This is a genomic window from Rhizobium sp. BK619, assembly GCF_014195245.1.
Lineage (GTDB): Bacteria > Pseudomonadota > Alphaproteobacteria > Rhizobiales > Rhizobiaceae > Rhizobium > Rhizobium acidisoli.
In genome coordinates this window covers 281991-297290 of sequence record NZ_JACIBH010000004.1, presented here as the reverse complement: position 1 = coordinate 297290, position 15300 = coordinate 281991, and the positions used below count along the sequence as shown (strand labels likewise).

Annotated in this window: 17 protein-coding genes; 9 read left to right on the top strand and 8 right to left on the bottom strand. The window is 61.4% G+C overall.

All coding sequences use genetic code 11. The features are described from left to right. Window positions 1–296: 296 nt before the first annotated feature. Window positions 297–806, top strand: coding sequence for a GNAT family N-acetyltransferase (locus FHX14_RS09525; RefSeq protein WP_179610649.1), 510 nt, complete (start codon window positions 297–299; stop codon window positions 804–806). A 70-nt stretch (window positions 807–876) separates the two neighbouring features. Here FHX14_RS09525 and FHX14_RS09520 read toward each other — a convergent pair whose 3' ends face one another. Continuing rightward, complete coding sequence (locus FHX14_RS09520; protein WP_184377030.1) at window positions 877–1251, bottom strand: VOC family protein; 375 nt, start codon at window positions 1249–1251, stop codon at window positions 877–879. 250 nt (window positions 1252–1501) lie between these two features. Here FHX14_RS09520 and gatB point away from each other — a divergent pair, with 250 nt between their 5' ends. The 7 genes from gatB (at window position 1502) to FHX14_RS09485 (ending at window position 6487) form a co-directional block, all read left to right on the top strand. Next, window positions 1502–3004: an Asp-tRNA(Asn)/Glu-tRNA(Gln) amidotransferase subunit GatB gene (gatB, locus tag FHX14_RS09515; RefSeq protein ID WP_054183222.1), complete on the top strand. Its 1503-nt coding sequence runs from the start codon at window positions 1502–1504 to the stop codon at window positions 3002–3004. Between the two features lie 4 nt (window positions 3005–3008). Further along, window positions 3009–3512 carry a GNAT family N-acetyltransferase gene (locus FHX14_RS09510; protein WP_184376950.1) on the top strand — a complete coding sequence of 168 codons (504 nt, stop codon included), beginning with the start codon at window positions 3009–3011 and terminating at the stop codon, window positions 3510–3512. 3 nt (window positions 3513–3515) lie between these two features. Further along, the gene (locus tag FHX14_RS09505) at window positions 3516–3989 is read left to right on the top strand and encodes a GNAT family N-acetyltransferase (RefSeq protein ID WP_184376949.1); all 474 of its coding nucleotides are present in this window, start codon (window positions 3516–3518) and stop codon (window positions 3987–3989) included. Between the two features lie 103 nt (window positions 3990–4092). Beyond that, complete coding sequence (locus FHX14_RS09500) at window positions 4093–4491, top strand: NADH:ubiquinone oxidoreductase subunit NDUFA12 (RefSeq protein ID WP_184376948.1); 399 nt, start codon at window positions 4093–4095, stop codon at window positions 4489–4491. Window positions 4492–4606: 115 nt separating this feature from the next. Next, on the top strand, window positions 4607–5047 hold the full coding sequence (locus FHX14_RS09495) for a DUF2155 domain-containing protein (protein ID WP_012557517.1): 441 nt from the start codon (window positions 4607–4609) through the stop codon (window positions 5045–5047). 216 nt (window positions 5048–5263) lie between these two features. Beyond that, window positions 5264–5455, top strand: coding sequence for a hypothetical protein (locus FHX14_RS09490; protein WP_003586898.1), 192 nt, complete (start codon window positions 5264–5266; stop codon window positions 5453–5455). A 9-nt stretch (window positions 5456–5464) separates the two neighbouring features. Beyond that, complete coding sequence (locus FHX14_RS09485) at window positions 5465–6487, top strand: LuxR family transcriptional regulator (RefSeq protein ID WP_184376947.1); 1023 nt, start codon at window positions 5465–5467, stop codon at window positions 6485–6487. 58 nt (window positions 6488–6545) lie between these two features. On the opposite strand, the gene aat is transcribed toward FHX14_RS09485, so the two are convergent. The 5 genes from aat to FHX14_RS09460 form a co-directional block, all read right to left on the bottom strand. Continuing rightward, window positions 6546–7160, bottom strand: a complete 615-nt coding sequence (aat, locus tag FHX14_RS09480) for a leucyl/phenylalanyl-tRNA--protein transferase (RefSeq protein WP_184376946.1) — start codon at window positions 7158–7160, stop codon at window positions 6546–6548. Between the two features lie 7 nt (window positions 7161–7167). Continuing rightward, entirely contained in the window at window positions 7168–8523 is a 1356-nt protein-coding gene (accC, locus tag FHX14_RS09475; RefSeq protein ID WP_172643239.1) for an acetyl-CoA carboxylase biotin carboxylase subunit, read from the bottom strand. Between the two features lie 4 nt (window positions 8524–8527). Further along, a complete protein-coding gene (accB, locus tag FHX14_RS09470) occupies window positions 8528–9001 on the bottom strand; it encodes an acetyl-CoA carboxylase biotin carboxyl carrier protein (RefSeq protein ID WP_003586892.1) in 474 nt (157 codons plus the stop codon). Window positions 9002–9021: 20 nt separating this feature from the next. After that, the gene (gene aroQ, locus FHX14_RS09465) at window positions 9022–9459 is read right to left on the bottom strand and encodes a type II 3-dehydroquinate dehydratase (RefSeq protein WP_003578965.1); all 438 of its coding nucleotides are present in this window, start codon (window positions 9457–9459) and stop codon (window positions 9022–9024) included. Window positions 9460–9619: 160 nt separating this feature from the next. Then, window positions 9620–10378, bottom strand: coding sequence for a DsbA family protein (locus tag FHX14_RS09460; protein ID WP_184376945.1), 759 nt, complete (start codon window positions 10376–10378; stop codon window positions 9620–9622). Window positions 10379–10588: 210 nt separating this feature from the next. On the opposite strand from FHX14_RS09460, the gene FHX14_RS09455 reads away from it, so the two are divergent. Beyond that, complete coding sequence (locus tag FHX14_RS09455) at window positions 10589–11746, top strand: aminotransferase class I/II-fold pyridoxal phosphate-dependent enzyme (RefSeq protein WP_012557522.1); 1158 nt, start codon at window positions 10589–10591, stop codon at window positions 11744–11746. Between the two features lie 36 nt (window positions 11747–11782). On the opposite strand, the gene FHX14_RS09450 is transcribed toward FHX14_RS09455, so the two are convergent. Further along, window positions 11783–13123, bottom strand: a complete 1341-nt coding sequence (locus tag FHX14_RS09450; RefSeq protein ID WP_012557523.1) for a DUF2778 domain-containing protein — start codon at window positions 13121–13123, stop codon at window positions 11783–11785. Window positions 13124–13329: 206 nt separating this feature from the next. Beyond that, window positions 13330–15180, bottom strand: a complete 1851-nt coding sequence (phaC, locus tag FHX14_RS09445) for a class I poly(R)-hydroxyalkanoic acid synthase (RefSeq protein WP_246713376.1) — start codon at window positions 15178–15180, stop codon at window positions 13330–13332. Window positions 15181–15300 lie beyond the last annotated feature (120 nt).

Here is a 15300-nt window from a genome sequence, read left to right as displayed (position 1 = left end):
TGTTGAGATCCGGTATCGCGCCCGATAGGGCGCACAAAAACGATCTGGCGCTCTTTCGAACGTCAGGGCTTCGTTTTTTCGGGCCCATGCGCGCAAGCGGGCTTGCGGGCAGGGCCTTTACCGGGTCTGTGACTGGCTCAACATAAAGAGTTTCTTATTTCGCGCGGAAAAGGCGGTCAAGACCGTGCTTGCCGATCAAACCGGTCGAAAACCGCAGTTTCCAGCCGTCATCCCGCTGGGGGCACTGGTAAATTCCCCGACTCAATGGTCTGTTGCGGGGTAACGCGGAGGTGTCGTTGATCCACATTCGCAATGCCCGCGACGGCGAAGCGGAGCTGTTGAGCGAGATCGGGCTGAGGGCCTGGCAAAAGGCGATGGCGTCGATCGGCGAATCGGATGCGATGATCGATGCAGCCCGCAACGCCTTTCGCAACTTCGTGGAAAACGACTGGCTGACCATCACCGTCGTCGAGCAGAACGGCCAGGTCGCAGGCTGGGCGGCGCGCGAGGGACTGGACGAAACCATCTCGGATTTCTGGATCGATCCTGCCTTCATCCGCCAGGGGCTGGGTTCGGCCCTTCTCGAGCGCATCGAAAAGGAGATCGCCGACCGAGGCTTCGAGAAGGCGGCGATGCAGACCCATTCCGGCAACAACGAAGCGATCGGCTTCTTCCGCAAGCACGGCTATAGCATCCACTGGCTCTCGGTCGCCTATAATCCAAAGCTCGATCGCGACGTGCCCTCGGTCGGGCTGACGAAATTGCTGGTTTCGGACGGGCAGGGTGGATACGGGCAGGAATTCTGACGTTTCGAAAGTCCGGCAGAAAGCGAAGGATTGCTCGCGGTGCGAATGTGAGCGTTCCGCCCATGGCGGACTATTCGGACGTCACGCAAAAATTGTTGCCTTCGGGATCATTCAATACGCTGTAGCTATCCGTCTCGCGGACGAATGTCGCACCGAGGGATAAGAGCCGCTGCACTTCTTTTTCTCGATCTGGAGCGGCGATATCGAGATGAACGCGGTTGCGGACGGGACGTTCTCCCTGACGAAGGTGGAAGCAAAAGCGCGGGCCCGGACCATCGACCATTACGGTCGGGTCCGTTTCAGGCGTCAGTCCGATCGCGGCAAGGCGGGCCCACTCCGCATCGTCATAAGGCATCACTTCATAGCCATCGAGCGCAGCCGCCCAGAAACGAGCAACCCGTGAGGGGACGTCGCAATCAACCACGATTTCTTTCAGCTTTGCCATGGGAGCTTTCTGATCAAGGTTTCTTTTACTGAAGATAGAGATCAGTATGGTGTCGACAATCTGGGCGGTCGAAATCTTGCCCACCGGTTCGTGTCCATGAAATGCATGGCCGCTCCTGGTGCAATACGGCCCTTCTCCGCGGGCGGAAGCGGGCAACGGCCACTGCTACACAATTCCGCGAAAGCCTTGCACCGACATCCCATTTCCTTTACCTCACCAATGGAAAAGAACAGCCTGCAAAGAGTATCAGATGACCCTTGTCGACGTCCGCACGCCTGATCCGAAACGCTTCATCCCCGGCGCCACCGGCGACTGGGAAGTCATCGTCGGCATGGAAGTCCATGCCCAGGTGCTGTCCAATTCGAAGCTCTTCTCCGGCGCCTCGACGGAGTTCGGCAAACCGCAGAATTCCAACGTTTCGCTCGTCGATGCCGCCATGCCCGGCATGCTGCCTGTTATCAACGAGGAATGTGTCAGGCAGGCCGTGCGCACCGGTCTCGGTCTCAAAGCCCAGATCAACAAGCGCTCGCTCTTCGACCGCAAGAACTATTTCTATCCCGACCTGCCCCAGGGCTATCAGATCTCGCAGTTCAAGGATCCGATCGTCGGCGAGGGCAAGATCGTCATTTCGCTCGGGCCGGACCGCCAAGGCCAGTTCGAGGATATCGAGATCGGCATCGAGCGCCTGCACCTGGAGCAGGATGCCGGCAAGTCGCTGCATGACCAGCATGCGACCATGTCCTATGTCGATCTGAACCGCTCCGGCGTCGCGCTGATGGAGATCGTCTCCAAGCCCGACATGCGCTCGTCCGACGAAGCCAAGGCCTATATGACCAAGCTGCGTTCGATCGTGCGTTATCTCGGCACCTGCGACGGCAACATGGACGAAGGTTCGATGCGCGCCGACGTCAACGTCTCCGTCCGCCGCCCGGGCGAAGGTTTCGGCACGCGCTGCGAGATCAAGAACGTCAACTCCATCCGCTTCATCGGCCAGGCGATCGAATATGAAGCCCGCCGCCAGATCGGCATTCTGGAAGATGGCGGCACGATCGAGCAGGAGACGCGGTTGTTCGACCCGAACAAGGGCGAGACACGTTCGATGCGCTCCAAGGAGGATGCGCACGACTATCGTTATTTCCCCGATCCGGACCTGCTGCCGCTCGAGTTCGACGATGCCTTCGTCTCAGCACTCGCAGTCGATCTGCCGGAATTGCCTGACGACAAGAAGGAGCGCTTCGTGCGCGAGCTCGGCCTGTCGATCTACGACGCGTCGGTGCTCGTTTCCGAAAAGGCGATCGCCGATTATTTCGAAGCCGTGGCCGCGGGCCGTGACGGCAAGACGGCGGCAAACTGGGTGATCAACGATCTGCTCGGCGCGCTGAACCGCACCGGCAAGGATATCGAGCAGACGCCGGTTTCGCCGGCCCAGCTCGGCGCCATCATCGATCTGATCAAGGCTGGCACCATCTCCGGCAAGATCGCCAAGGATCTCTTCGAGATCGTGCTGACCGAGGGCGGTGATCCCGCCGAGATCGTCGAAGCGCGCGGCATGAAGCAGGTGACCGATACCGGCGCCATCGAGAAGGCCGTGGACGAGATCATCGCCGCCAATCCCGATCAGGTGGAAAAGGTCAAGGCGAAGCCGACCCTGGCCGCATGGTTCGTCGGCCAGGTGATGAAGGCGACCGGCGGCAAGGCTAATCCGCAGGCCGTCCAGGCGCTCGTCAAGGCGAAGCTCGGCATCGAGGAATAAGGCGGTGTATTTCGTCCGCACCGCCGGCGAGCGCGACCTGGAGAAGGTCCGCGCCCTGCTGGTGGAGAGTTTTCACGCCACCTATGACGGCCTCCATGGCAGAGCAAAGGTCGACGAACTGACCGCGCAGCTCTTTTCGCCGGCGGCGCTGAAGGTGCGCCTGGTGCGCAAGGATGCCGAATTCCTCGTTGCCGACGACGGCCGCAAGATCGGCGGCATGGGCTATGCGGCGATGTCGCAGGAGCTGACGAAGACGGTCATGCTGCATCTCCTCTACGTCGCTCCGGTGCTACAGCGCCAGGGCATCGGCCGCGATCTGTTCGCCGAGCTCGAAACCTGCTTTCCCGATGCGGAGATCATGCGCCTCGAAGTCGAGCCGCAGAATGCAGCGGCAATCGCCTTCTATCAGGCGCACGGCTTCACCGAAGTCGGCCGCAACGAAAATGGCGCGGCTGGGCAATCCGGCATTCCGTCGCTGATCCTCGAAAAGCCGCTGGAAGGGCATTGAGGCGTGGACGTCGAATTGCCCGCCATTCGCATTCGCCAGGCGCTGAGGGAGGATTTGCCCGCCCTCGTGTCAATATTTGCCGCGGATGCCGTCGGCGGTCATGGCGACACCACCGATCCAGTGGCCTTTGCCGATTATGTCAGGGCCTTCGCGGCGATCGAGGCTTCGCCCGACCAGGTGCTTTATGTCGCGGAGCGCGGCGGCGAGGTCGTCGGCACGTTTCAGACGATGGTCACGACCACGCTGACTGGCCGAGGCTCGTCGGCAATGATCATCGAGGCGGTGCAGACGCGGGCCGACATGCGCGGGCAGGGGATCGGCGCCGGGATGATCGAGTTCGCCATTGCCGAGGCAAAAGGCCGCGGGATCAAGCGGGTAGCTTTGACCTCGAATGCGATCCGCAAGGATGCCCATCGTTTCTATGAAAGACTGGGCTTCAAGCCCTCGCATCTCGGCTTCAAGATGGCTTTGAAATGACCTTTGGCTGTCGTGGAATCGCTGGACAATTCGGCTTGACGACGGCATAAGCGAGAAAACGAATTCTGGTTTGGCCCGCATCTGGTGGGCACAAGGAAAAGACATGTGGAATCTTCTGGTTCAGACCTTTACCTGGTGGAACGGTCAGACGATGGGCACGCGTTTTGCGACCTGGCGTTTCGGCAAGCGCGTCGGCGAGGATGAATTCGGCAACGTCTATTACGAAGGCGGCATGTCTTCCTACGGTCTGCCGAAGCGCTGGGTAATCTACAAGGGTTATGCCGATGCCTCAGCCATTCCACCGGGCTGGCATGGCTGGATGCATCACCGCACCGATGTTCCGCCCTCCAAGGAAAATTACGTCGCCAAGGAATGGCAGAAGGCGCATCGCCCCAACTTCACTGGTTCTCCGCAGGCCTACCGTCCGCCGGGCTCCATCGCCGTTCCGGGCGAACGTCCGCGGGTCACCGGCGATTACGACGCCTGGACGCCGGGCAACTGAGACGGCTCGACCGGGGCAATCCCAAACCCGGCTTTTGGCCACAATTGACCTTTACCCGCAGGTTGGCCGCGCTTGACCGCGGCCGTGAACGAAGAATGTCTGGAGACGGGTACACATGAAGCTCTTCACGCGGAACATGGCGCTGCGTGCCGCCGGGTCGCTGCTGGCGCTCTCTGCCCTGCTTCCGCCGGTTGCGGCACATGCCGCACGCATCGAAAATCCTGTTGCGGTCTTCTCCGGCCTCGACAAGATCACCGGCCGCATCACCACCTTCGACGTTTACGTCAACGAGACCGTCCAGTTCGGCGCGTTGCAGGTTACGCCGAAGGCGTGTTATTCGCGTGACCAGGCCGAAGCGCAGAAGATCGACGGTTTCGTCGAAGTCGACGAGATCACCCTCGACCGCAAGATCCGCCGCATCTTCACCGGCTGGATGTTTGCCGCCAGCCCCGGCCTCAACGCCGTTGAGCACCCGATCTACGACGTCTGGCTGAAGGACTGCAAGGCAAACTCGGATGTCCCAGCGCCTGACAACGCCAAGGCGACGGCCCGCTAGAACGCCTCTCGCCAACACGCCAACCTTCCCTTCGTCGAACTGCACGTGCCTCGGGACGTTGGCAATGACGTCTTCGATTTCCTTACCTTCGTGGGGAGTGGAGGCCCAGCGGCAAGCGTGATCTTCTGAGCCCGATGTCGTCCGCCTGCATGACAGGGTGCGGCGGGGATGCGTGCGAGAATGTTTCAGATGAAGCCCCGAACCAGGAGGCATCAAATGGATCTTCAGTGTCTCGTCGCTGCTCACATGCCGAACCACCGCCGCCCCACGCAGATGGACGCCGCGGCCGAGGATCGATACTACCGAAATCAGATCACCCTGCCGCCGCCTCTGGGGCTGCGTTTACTCGGCCTGATCGCAACGACCGGCAGCGTGACGCTGCTTCTGGCTGGCATCATCAAGGCATGAGGCGACCTCATGGTCAGACAGATCGATCATGCTATGCTGCGATCCCTTGTCACTGGGGAGCGGAAGATGGACGACAGCGAGGCTGACCGGGCGTCGATCATGGCGGTGATCCGCGCCGAAACCGAGGCTTGGCTGCAGCGGGACTTCGAGGCGCTGGCGAGCCATTGGGTGCAGTCGCCGCAGACCCGGCGGATGGAATCCTTCGCCTCGCTGGGCGTCCGGGTGGACGAAGGCTGGGACCCAATCGCGGCACGAATTAAGAAGATCGTGGAGCGATTCCCGGAGAAACACGCCTTTGAGGGGCGCGTCCGCTGGGAAAAGGTCAACATCGTCGTAGACGGTAATATGGCCTGGGTGACTTTCGATCAGATTGGCAGCGACACCGGCGAGGATCGCAAGCGCCAACTGCGCATACTTCACCGGATCGGCGGCGCCTGGAAGATCGGCTGCATGGTAATGATGGAGAGCAGCGTCGACGAGGCGAACTGTTCGCTGATCGAGGTCGACGCGGATGTACGAATCCTCTGGACGAACCGGCTGGCGCGGGAACGGATGCGTGGCCATCCGGGGCTCGTCGCCGCTGCCGGCCGCTTGCGCGCCCGGCGGCGTGATCGCGACGTTGCGCTGCGCGAAGCGGTGCGCCTGGCATTCTATGAGCTGCAGAGTCAGAGACCTTTGAACATCGCGCCGAAGCAGGCCTGGTCGGTGGCGCTCGGCGAGGACGCCGCGGGGATTCCGCTCTACTGTTGGGTCCTGCTCGAGGATGGCAAGACGCTGGTTTCCTTTGACGACGCCGAGACGGTGGTGCGCCGAATTGCGAGCGCGCGGGAGGTCTTCGGCCTCTCGCCGGCGCAGACCCGGCTTGCTCGCCTGATCGTCGATGGCCACGACCTCGCCGCCGCCTCCGATCAGCTTGGGGTCAGTGTCAACACGTTGCGCACGCAGTTGCAGCGCATCTTCGACAAAACGGGCGTCCGCAGCCAGGCGGCATTGGTGCGGGCGCTGTTGAGCGCCGGGGGGCCGAGCAGATAAACTCGACTGCCGGGCACCGAGGCATCCGGATAACCGCTGGTACCTGATCTGTCGGAGTTTAAAACTTAAGGTGCGGCGATTGCATTGCCGCAGCAAGCATCACGGCATAGTCCGCCTTCGCAACATCGATCGCGCCGAACGTCTTCAGGTGTTCGGTGGTGAACTGTGTGTCGAGCAGCGTGAAGCCTCTTTCCCGTAGTCGCTCGACCAGGTGCACGAGGCAGATCTTCGAGGCGTCCGTCCGGCGCGAAAACATGCTTTCGCCGAAGAAGGCCGAGCCGAGCGAGACGCCATAGAGACCGCCGACAAGTTTGTCACCGTCCCAGGCTTCGACGGTATGAGCATGGCCCATGTCGAAGAGCGTCGCGTAAAGGGACCTGATCGTCTTGTTGATCCAGGTGCTCGGGCGACCGGATGTCTCCTCGGCGCAGGCCGCGATCACCTGATCGAAAGCATGGTCGAAACGGATCTCGAAGGGTTTCCTGCGCACCGTCTTGGCAAGGCTCTTCGACAGGTGGAAATGGTCGAGCGGCAGCACGCCACGCAGTTCCGGCTCGACCCAGAAAATCTCCGGGTCGTCGGCGGATTCAGCCATCGGGAAGAGGCCGATGGAATAGGCGCGCAGGAGAATTTCAGGGGTAATGCCTGGTGACTTCCTGCGCGATCCTGCCATTCCTGCCCTATGCCGCCGGTTCGTTGGCGAGGTAGTGTTCCAGCCAGTGGATGTCGTAGTCGCCGTTGGCGATATCCTGGTTGGAGACGAGATCCTGGAACAGCGGCAGCGTCGTATTGATGCCGTCAACGACGAATTCGTCGAGCGCCCGGCGCAGCCGCATCATGCATTCGACGCGGGTACGGCCGTGCACGATCAGCTTGCCGATGAGGCTGTCGTAATAGGGCGGGATCTTGTAGCCCTGATAGGCGCCGGAATCGATGCGCACGCCGAGTCCGCCAGGCGCATGGAAATGCGTAATCGTGCCGGGCGAGGGCACGAAAGTGCGCGGGTGCTCGGCATTGATCCGGCATTCGATGGCATGACCGGAAAAATGCACTTCATCCTGCGTCACCGAGAGACCGCCTCCGGAGGCGACGCGGATCTGCTCGTGCACGAGATCGATGCCGGTGATGGCTTCGGTGATCGGATGCTCCACCTGCAGGCGGGTGTTCATTTCGATGAAATAGAACTCGCCGTTCTCGTAGAGGAATTCGATCGTGCCGGCACCGCGATATTTCAGCTTCTTCATGGCGTCGGCGCAGACCTGGCCGATCTTCATGCGCTGCTCGACGTTGAGTGCCGGCGAATTCGCCTCTTCCCAGACCTTCTGGTGGCGGCGCTGCAGCGAGCAGTCGCGCTCGCCGAGATGAATGGCGTTGCCTTCGCCGTCGCCGAACACCTGGATTTCGATGTGGCGCGGCTTGCCGAGATATTTTTCCATATAGACGGCGTCATTGCCGAAGGCGGCTGCGGCTTCCGTGCGCGCCGTCGACCAGGCCTCGATCAGGTCGGCCTCGCTCTTGGCAACCTTCATGCCACGTCCGCCACCGCCGGCCGTTGCCTTGATCAGCACGGGATAGCCGATTTCGGCGGCCGTCTTCAGCGCGTCCTCTTCGGTCTTCACTTCGCCGTCCGAGCCCGGAACGACGGGAATGCCGAGCTCCAGCGCCGTCGTTTTGGCGGTGATCTTGTCACCCATGATGCGGATATGGTCCGCCGTCGGCCCGATGAAGGTGATGCCGTGGGCCTCGAGAATATCGGCGAACTTGGCATTCTCCGACAGAAAGCCGTAGCCCGGATGCACCGCATCGGCGCCGGTGATCTCGCAGGCGGCGACGATCTGGTGGATATTGAGATAGCTCTCGCGCGAGGAGGGCGGACCGATGCAGACGCTTTCGTCGGCAAGGCGCACATGCATGGCATCGGCGTCGGCGGTGGAATGAACCACGACGCAGGCGATGCCGAGCTCCTTGCAGGCCCGGAGCACGCGAAGGGCGATTTCCCCGCGATTGGCGATGAGAATTTTCGAAATCATGGGCATCGGCCTATTCGATGACGACGAGGGCTTGGCCGTATTCGACGGGATGTCCGTCATCGACGAGGATCTCGGTCACCTTGCCGGACTTCGGCGAAGGGATCTGGTTCATCGTCTTCATCGCTTCGATGATGATCAGCGTCTGGCCTTCCTTGACGGTGGCGCCGACTTCGATGAAGGCACGCGCACCGGGAGCCGGCGCCATATAGACCGTACCGACCATCGGTGCACTGACGACATTGGCGGGGTTGCGGGCGGGAGCTGCGGCCGGTGCAGCGCCTGCTGCTGCCGGAGCGGCGGCTGCGGGTGCGGCATAGGCGGGTGCCGCGATCGGCGCCTGGACATATTGCGGGGTGCCGGCGCGCGAAACGCGGATGCGCAGGTCGTCCTGCTCGACCTCGATTTCGGTCAGATCGGTCTCGTTGAGGATATTGGCGAGATCGCGGATCAGTGCCTGATCGATACCCGATTTCTTTTCAACCATGGTGTTGCCCTGTCTTCTTCTTATGCCGTGATGTTCTTCAGCGCCTGGAGCGCCAGGATGTAGCTGTGAGGCCCGAAACCGCAGATCACGCCTTTGCATGCCGGCGCGATCATCGATTTGTGGCGGAATTCTTCCCGTGCATGGACGTTGGATATGTGGAGCTCGATGACGGGAATGGAAATAGCGCGGATCGCATCGTGCAGCGCAACCGATGTATGCGTATAGGCGCCCGCATTGATGGCAACACCGGCGGCTTTCTCGTCGGCCTCATGGAACCAGTCGACGAGCGTACCTTCATGGTTGCTCTGGCGGAAATCGATGTCGAAGCCCAGTTCGCGGCCGGCGGCTTTGCAGTCCGCCTCGATGTCCTTCAGCGTCTTGCCGCCGTAAATGCCGGGCTCGCGTTTGCCCAGCATGTTCAGGTTGGGGCCGTTCAGGACAAAAATCGTTTGCGTCATCGAATGATCCGTAAAATGTACGACGGCAACCTATAGACTCCGCGAAGGCTGAATGAAAGCCCTTACGGATTGCCGGCAGGAATCGCGCCACATTTGTCCACATGGTTGAAACGCTTCGATTTTGGCGATTTGATGGGCAGCCGTCCGGCGGCCGACGTGCTCAGCAGGCGGTCTTGCCGCAGCTGCGCATGTTCTTGACCTTGGCTTCGAGATCGTCGAACCCAACGGCGCCCGGCACCAGTTCGGTGCCGATCACATAGGACGGCGTGCCGCTGATGCCGAGACTGGAGGCGAGCTGGTAGGTCGCCTGGACGATGCCGTCATTCGGGTTCTTTGCCATCTCGGCGCGGATCTTGTCCTCGCTGACGCCGAGCGAAGCGGCAACCGCGATCGCCGTTTCGTCCGAAGCGCGGCCTTCGCTGCCGAGCAGGGCGACATGGAAATCGGCATATTTTTCAGGCGCCAGCTTGCGGAAGGCGTCGGCCACCTTGTGGGCGGCGACCGAGTCCGGCCCGAGGATCGGAAATTCCTTGAGCACGAAGCGGACGTTCTTGTCCTTCTTCAGCATTGCCTGCATGTCGGGAAGCGCGTGACGGCAGTAGCTGCAATTATAATCGAAGAACTCGACGACGGTGACATCGCCTTTGGGATTGCCGAGCGTGACGTCGTTCTTCGAATCGAAGATGTCGGTGGTGTTCTCTTCGATCGCCATATTGGCCTTCACCAGCCGCTGGGCTTCCTGCTTCTTTTGCAGCGCATCCTGGACATCGAGCATGATCTCGGGATTTTCGATCAGATATTGCTTGATGAATTCACCGAACTCCTTCTTCTGCTGGTCGTCGAGCGCTGCCGCCGGAAAGGGAAGGGCGATCGATGCGGCAAGCGCCAGTGCGGTGAAGGTTTTCGGAAGAAAGGCCATGATATCCTCGTCAACGGCGATGGGGTCGTCTCCTGAGCGAGAAGACCGTCGCCGGGTTAATGGACTTGAATGCGTCGCGTCAAGGTACGGCGCGTTGCGTTCCGCTCAAACAGGAATTTTCACCCCCGCGCGGCCCTCGCGGGATTGTGATGAGCCGATTAATGCGGCAATTGTCGGGCCATCATTGCAGAAGCCGAGCGAGAAGCGATCTTGTTTTCCATATCGAAACGCAGCGAAGTCGAGCCTTTTCATGCCATGGACGTGCTGGCGGAGGCGACCAAACGGCGCGCAGCCGGCCATCCGGTGATTTCGATGGCGGTCGGCCAGCCCTCGCATCCGGCCCCCCAGGCAGCCCTCGAAGCAGCGCGCGCAGCCCTTGCCGAAGGCCGGATCGGTTACACCGATGCGCTGGGGACGGCGCGGCTGAAATCGGCCCTTGCCCAGCATTACAAAGATCGCCACGGGCTAAAAATCGATCCCACGCGGATCGCCATCACCACCGGTTCCTCGGCCGGCTTCAATCTCGCCTTCCTGTCGCTCTTCGATGCCGGCGATGCGGTGGCGATCGCAAGACCCGGTTATCCCGCCTATCGCAATATCCTCGGCGCGCTTGGCCTGAAGGTTGTCGAAGTGCCGGTAACCGCCGAGACCCACTTCACCCTGACGCCTGAAAGTCTCGAGTTGGCGCAGAAGGAAAGCGGCCTGACGCTGAAAGGCGTGCTGCTCGCCAGCCCCGCCAACCCGACCGGGACGGTGACCGGCCGCGATGGGCTGAAGGCGCTTGCGGATTATTGCGCGGCCCATTCTATCGCCTTCATCTCCGACGAAATCTACCACGGGCTGACCTTCGCTGGCGAAGAGGCGAGCGCGCTGGAGCTGACCGACGAGGCGATCGTCATCAACTCCTTCTCCAAATATTATTGCATGACCGGCTGGCGAATCGGCTGGATGGTGCTGCCGGAACGGCTGGTGCGGCCGATCGAGCGGGTGGCGCAGAGCCTCTATATCTCCCCGCCCGAGCTCTCCCAGATCGCCGCGGTGGCCGCGCTCGGCGCCGGCGCCGAACTCGACCGCTACAAGGCGAGCTATGCCGCCAACCGCGACTTGCTGATGAAGCGCCTGCCGCAGATCGGCCTGTCGATCGCCTCGCCGATGGACGGCGCCTTCTACGCCTATCTCGACGTCACCCGCTTCACCAATGACAGCATGGGTTTTGCCAAGCGCATGCTCGCGGAAATCGACGTCGCCGCAACACCCGGTCTCGACTTCGATCCGCTGGAGGGACATCGAACCTTGCGTCTGTCCTATGCGGGCTCGCAAGCCGAGATCGCCGAGGCGGTGGAGCGAATCGCAGCCTGGTTGAAGTAGCGCAGGCAGGCCAGCGGCTGCCTGCTCTCCTATCGCTTAACTGCGCGATGAAAACAGCGAGGCGAGCGTCGAAGACGGCTTGTTGTTCAGCCGCGGCACGACCACGAGCTGCCTGATGTCGCCGCGCTTATAGGCCGCGAGGAAGCGCTTGTAGTCCTTGAAGGAGACGCAGCCGTTGGAATCGCCGTTCTTGCCGAGCATGTAGGTGTGGGCGAGCAGACCGACACGGTCATAGATGGCGTCCGAGCCCTGGAGCGGCGTCAGCCGCAACGCCTCGACACCATGGAAAAGGCTTTCGCGTATGGTGAGGGCGTAGGTATGCGGCGGCGTCGGCCCGCGCATCTTCTTGTCGACGTAACGCGGGTTGTCGCGCATCTTGCCGAGACCGGAATGAGCTTCCAGCCTCTCGCCGTTCGGCAGATAGACCGTGCTGTTTTCGATGTCGTAGATGGCGACGCCGGCGCGCAGTTTCGGCGAGAAGACGGGCTTGTCGTAGCGCGGCACTGCATCGTCCTGGTCGTCCTCGATCGGCGAGTTCGGCTGGGCATAGGCAAGGGCGGGCTCGCCGGCGCGCTGCGACCCCTTGGCGGCCGGTGCCGGCTTGCCGATAAGGCCGTCGGGACGCGCCATCGGCAGCGGCACGGAACCGGCATCCGGCGCCAGAACGAGATCGAAAGGCTGTTGGTCTTCGGCCGCGGCAATTTCTACCGGCGCAGATTTTTCCTGCGGCAGTGACGCTGTCTTGAGGGCGGGCGCGGGCGGCTCGACCGGGGCCGGCGCAATCTGCTGCGGTCCGGCATCGGCAAGCGCCAGCAGGGCCGGGAGTTCGGCAGCGGCGACCGCCTCCTTCGAGGGAACGACGATCCGGTCGCTGTCGTCTTCTTCTACTGTCTCTGCCGAGGCAACCTCGACGGCCGGCGGCGTGACCACATCATCCTTGCGGAATTTGGCGCTTTCGGAAATCGCGGCTACCACGGGCTGCTCGGCAGCCATGACAAGCCGATTGTGTTTTGTAAGTGCTGCCAATGCCGTTGCGGCTGCACTGGTCTTCTGCGCATGCGCTTGGACGAGGTCGGCCGTCAGGGCGACGACCGGCTTGGCGTCGAAGGCGGCCAGCCGATCGGCCTTGCCGACATGGATCAGCCGTTCGTGCGTCGCCGGCTTGGGTTTCGGCGCCAATGCGACCTGGGTGAATCTTTCGGGCGGCGAAACGGGCGCGGCAACCGAATGCATCGTCGCCAAGGTCGTAATCAGCCATGTTGAGGTCAGAAATCCGGCGCCGACGACGCCGTAAAGAAAGCCACGAGATCTGCGCAAACGAAAAGCAGATCCGCCAAGAGGGGTGACGTCATCGAACGTCCCGACCGCAAACGCCATACTGAACTCGTCTTTCAAACTCGCTACGCAGGCCGGCGGCACTGACTGACTACACTTCGCCGGGGCCGGTAATGGCGCAAATGGGCCGAATTTAGACCACTCGCGACATCCGACTGTTTCGCAAGGATGACGAATTATGGTTTCTAATTTATTTACGCGGCGTTGCGCTTTCTCACGACGTCTCAAAAAGAGATGCGTGGGATCTTTCAGACGCGTTCCATCACGTAACTTCCGGGCGCTTCCTCGATCGCATTCAGCGCGTCGCCGCCCGGTTTGCGCGCCGCAACGCGCCTGCCGTCATGGGTCTCGATCCAGGCCCGCCAATGCGGCCACCATGATCCCGGCGTCTCGGTCGCCTGGTCGATCCAGGTTTCATACTCGCCCTTGGCCGGGCCGCCCGTCCAGAATTGATACTTCTTCCTGTCGGGCGGGTTGACCACGCCGGCGATATGTCCCGAGCCGGTGACAACGAATTCCACCTTGCCGCCGAAGAACTGGCTGCCGACGAAGACGGATTTGGCAGGCGCGATGTGGTCCTCGCGGGTGGCGAGATTATAGATCGGGATCTTCACATCCTTCAGCGACACCGGCTTGCCGTCGAGGATCATCTCGTTGCGGGTCAGCGCGTTCCTGAGATAGCAGTTGCGCAGGTAGAAGGCATGGTTTGCCGCCGCCATGCGGGTCGAATCGGCGTTCCAGAACAACAGGTCGAAGGGCAGGGGATCCTGGCCCTTGAGGTAGCTGTTGACGAAATAAGGCCAGATCAGCTCGGAAGCGCGCAGCATGTTGAAGGCCATCGACATCTTCGAGCCGTCGAGATAACCGGTCGCCTGCATATGCTCTTCGAGCGCTGCGAGCTGCTCCTCGTCGACGAAGACCTTGAGATCGCCGGCATGGGTGAAATCGACCTGGGTGGTGAAGAGCGTCGCGGTTTTGATGCGCTTGTTCTTCTCCTTGGCGTGCAGCGCCAGCGTTGCCGCCAGAAGTGTACCGCCGACGCAATAGCCGACGGCATTGACGTCCTTTTCGCCAGTCGCCTTCTCGATCGTCTCGAGCGCGAAATCAATGCCCTCGCGGGCATAGGCCGCCCAGTCCTTGTCGGCATGGCGCGCATCCGGGTTGACCCAGGAGATGACGAAAACGGTCTGACCCTGATCGACGCACCATTTGATGAAGGATTTCTGCGGGTTGAGGTCAAGAATATAGAATTTGTTGATCCAGGGCGGGCAGATCAACAGCGGCCGCTTCAGCACCGTTTCGGTTGAAGCCTCATATTGGATGATCTGGCAGATGTCGTTCTGGGCGATCACCTTGCCCGGCGTCAGCGCCATGTCGCGGCCGACGGCGAATTTCGTCATGTCGGTCTGGCGAAGGCGAAGATCGCCCTTTCCGGCAGCGATATCCTCGGCCAGCATCTTCATCCCGCGGACGAGGTTTTCGCCGCTGGTCGCGATCGTCTCGCGGTAGAGCTGCGGATTGGTGGCGACAAAATTGCTCGGCGAAAGTGCTGCCGTGATCTGCTTCACATAGAAGCCGGCCTTGTGCTTGGTGTGCTCGTCGAGGCCGTCGGTCTCCGACACCAGCTTCTCCGCCCAGTCGGTGGTGACGAAATAGACCTGGCGGAGAAAATCGAAGAACGGGTTCTTCTGCCAGTCCTCGTCGGAGAAGCGCTTGTCCTTGCGGGTGTCCGGTTCCGGAGGCGAGGGCTCGCCCTGCATGCGCTGCATTGAGCGCATCCAGATGCCGAAGAACGAGGACATCAGCTGCGTCTGCGCCTCGAAGGTGCGGCGGGGATCGGCAATCCAGTATTCGGTGACCTTGGAAAGCGTCTTGACCATGTCGGTCATCGGATCGATGACGGTTTCGCTGATCTCGCCGCGTTCGCGCGGCGCAAGCCAGGCCGAGGCCGCCTGGCCGAGATTTTCGAGCGCCCGGGCGAAATTCATCGCCATCGCCTCGGGATCCTTCAACAGATAGGGATCGAGATCGGTCGCGTCGAAACCGGCCTTGCCGCCATTCTTCTGGCCGCCATTCTCCTGCTTGCTGTCGGTCACCATTTCCTCCGGCGGCAGCACTCTTTTTATCCATTCGTTGTACATCGTGATTGAACGAGAAAACAAGTTCCACCCGCGCAGGCTCATGCTATTGCTTTGTGGCTGCGACAAATTTAACAGTCG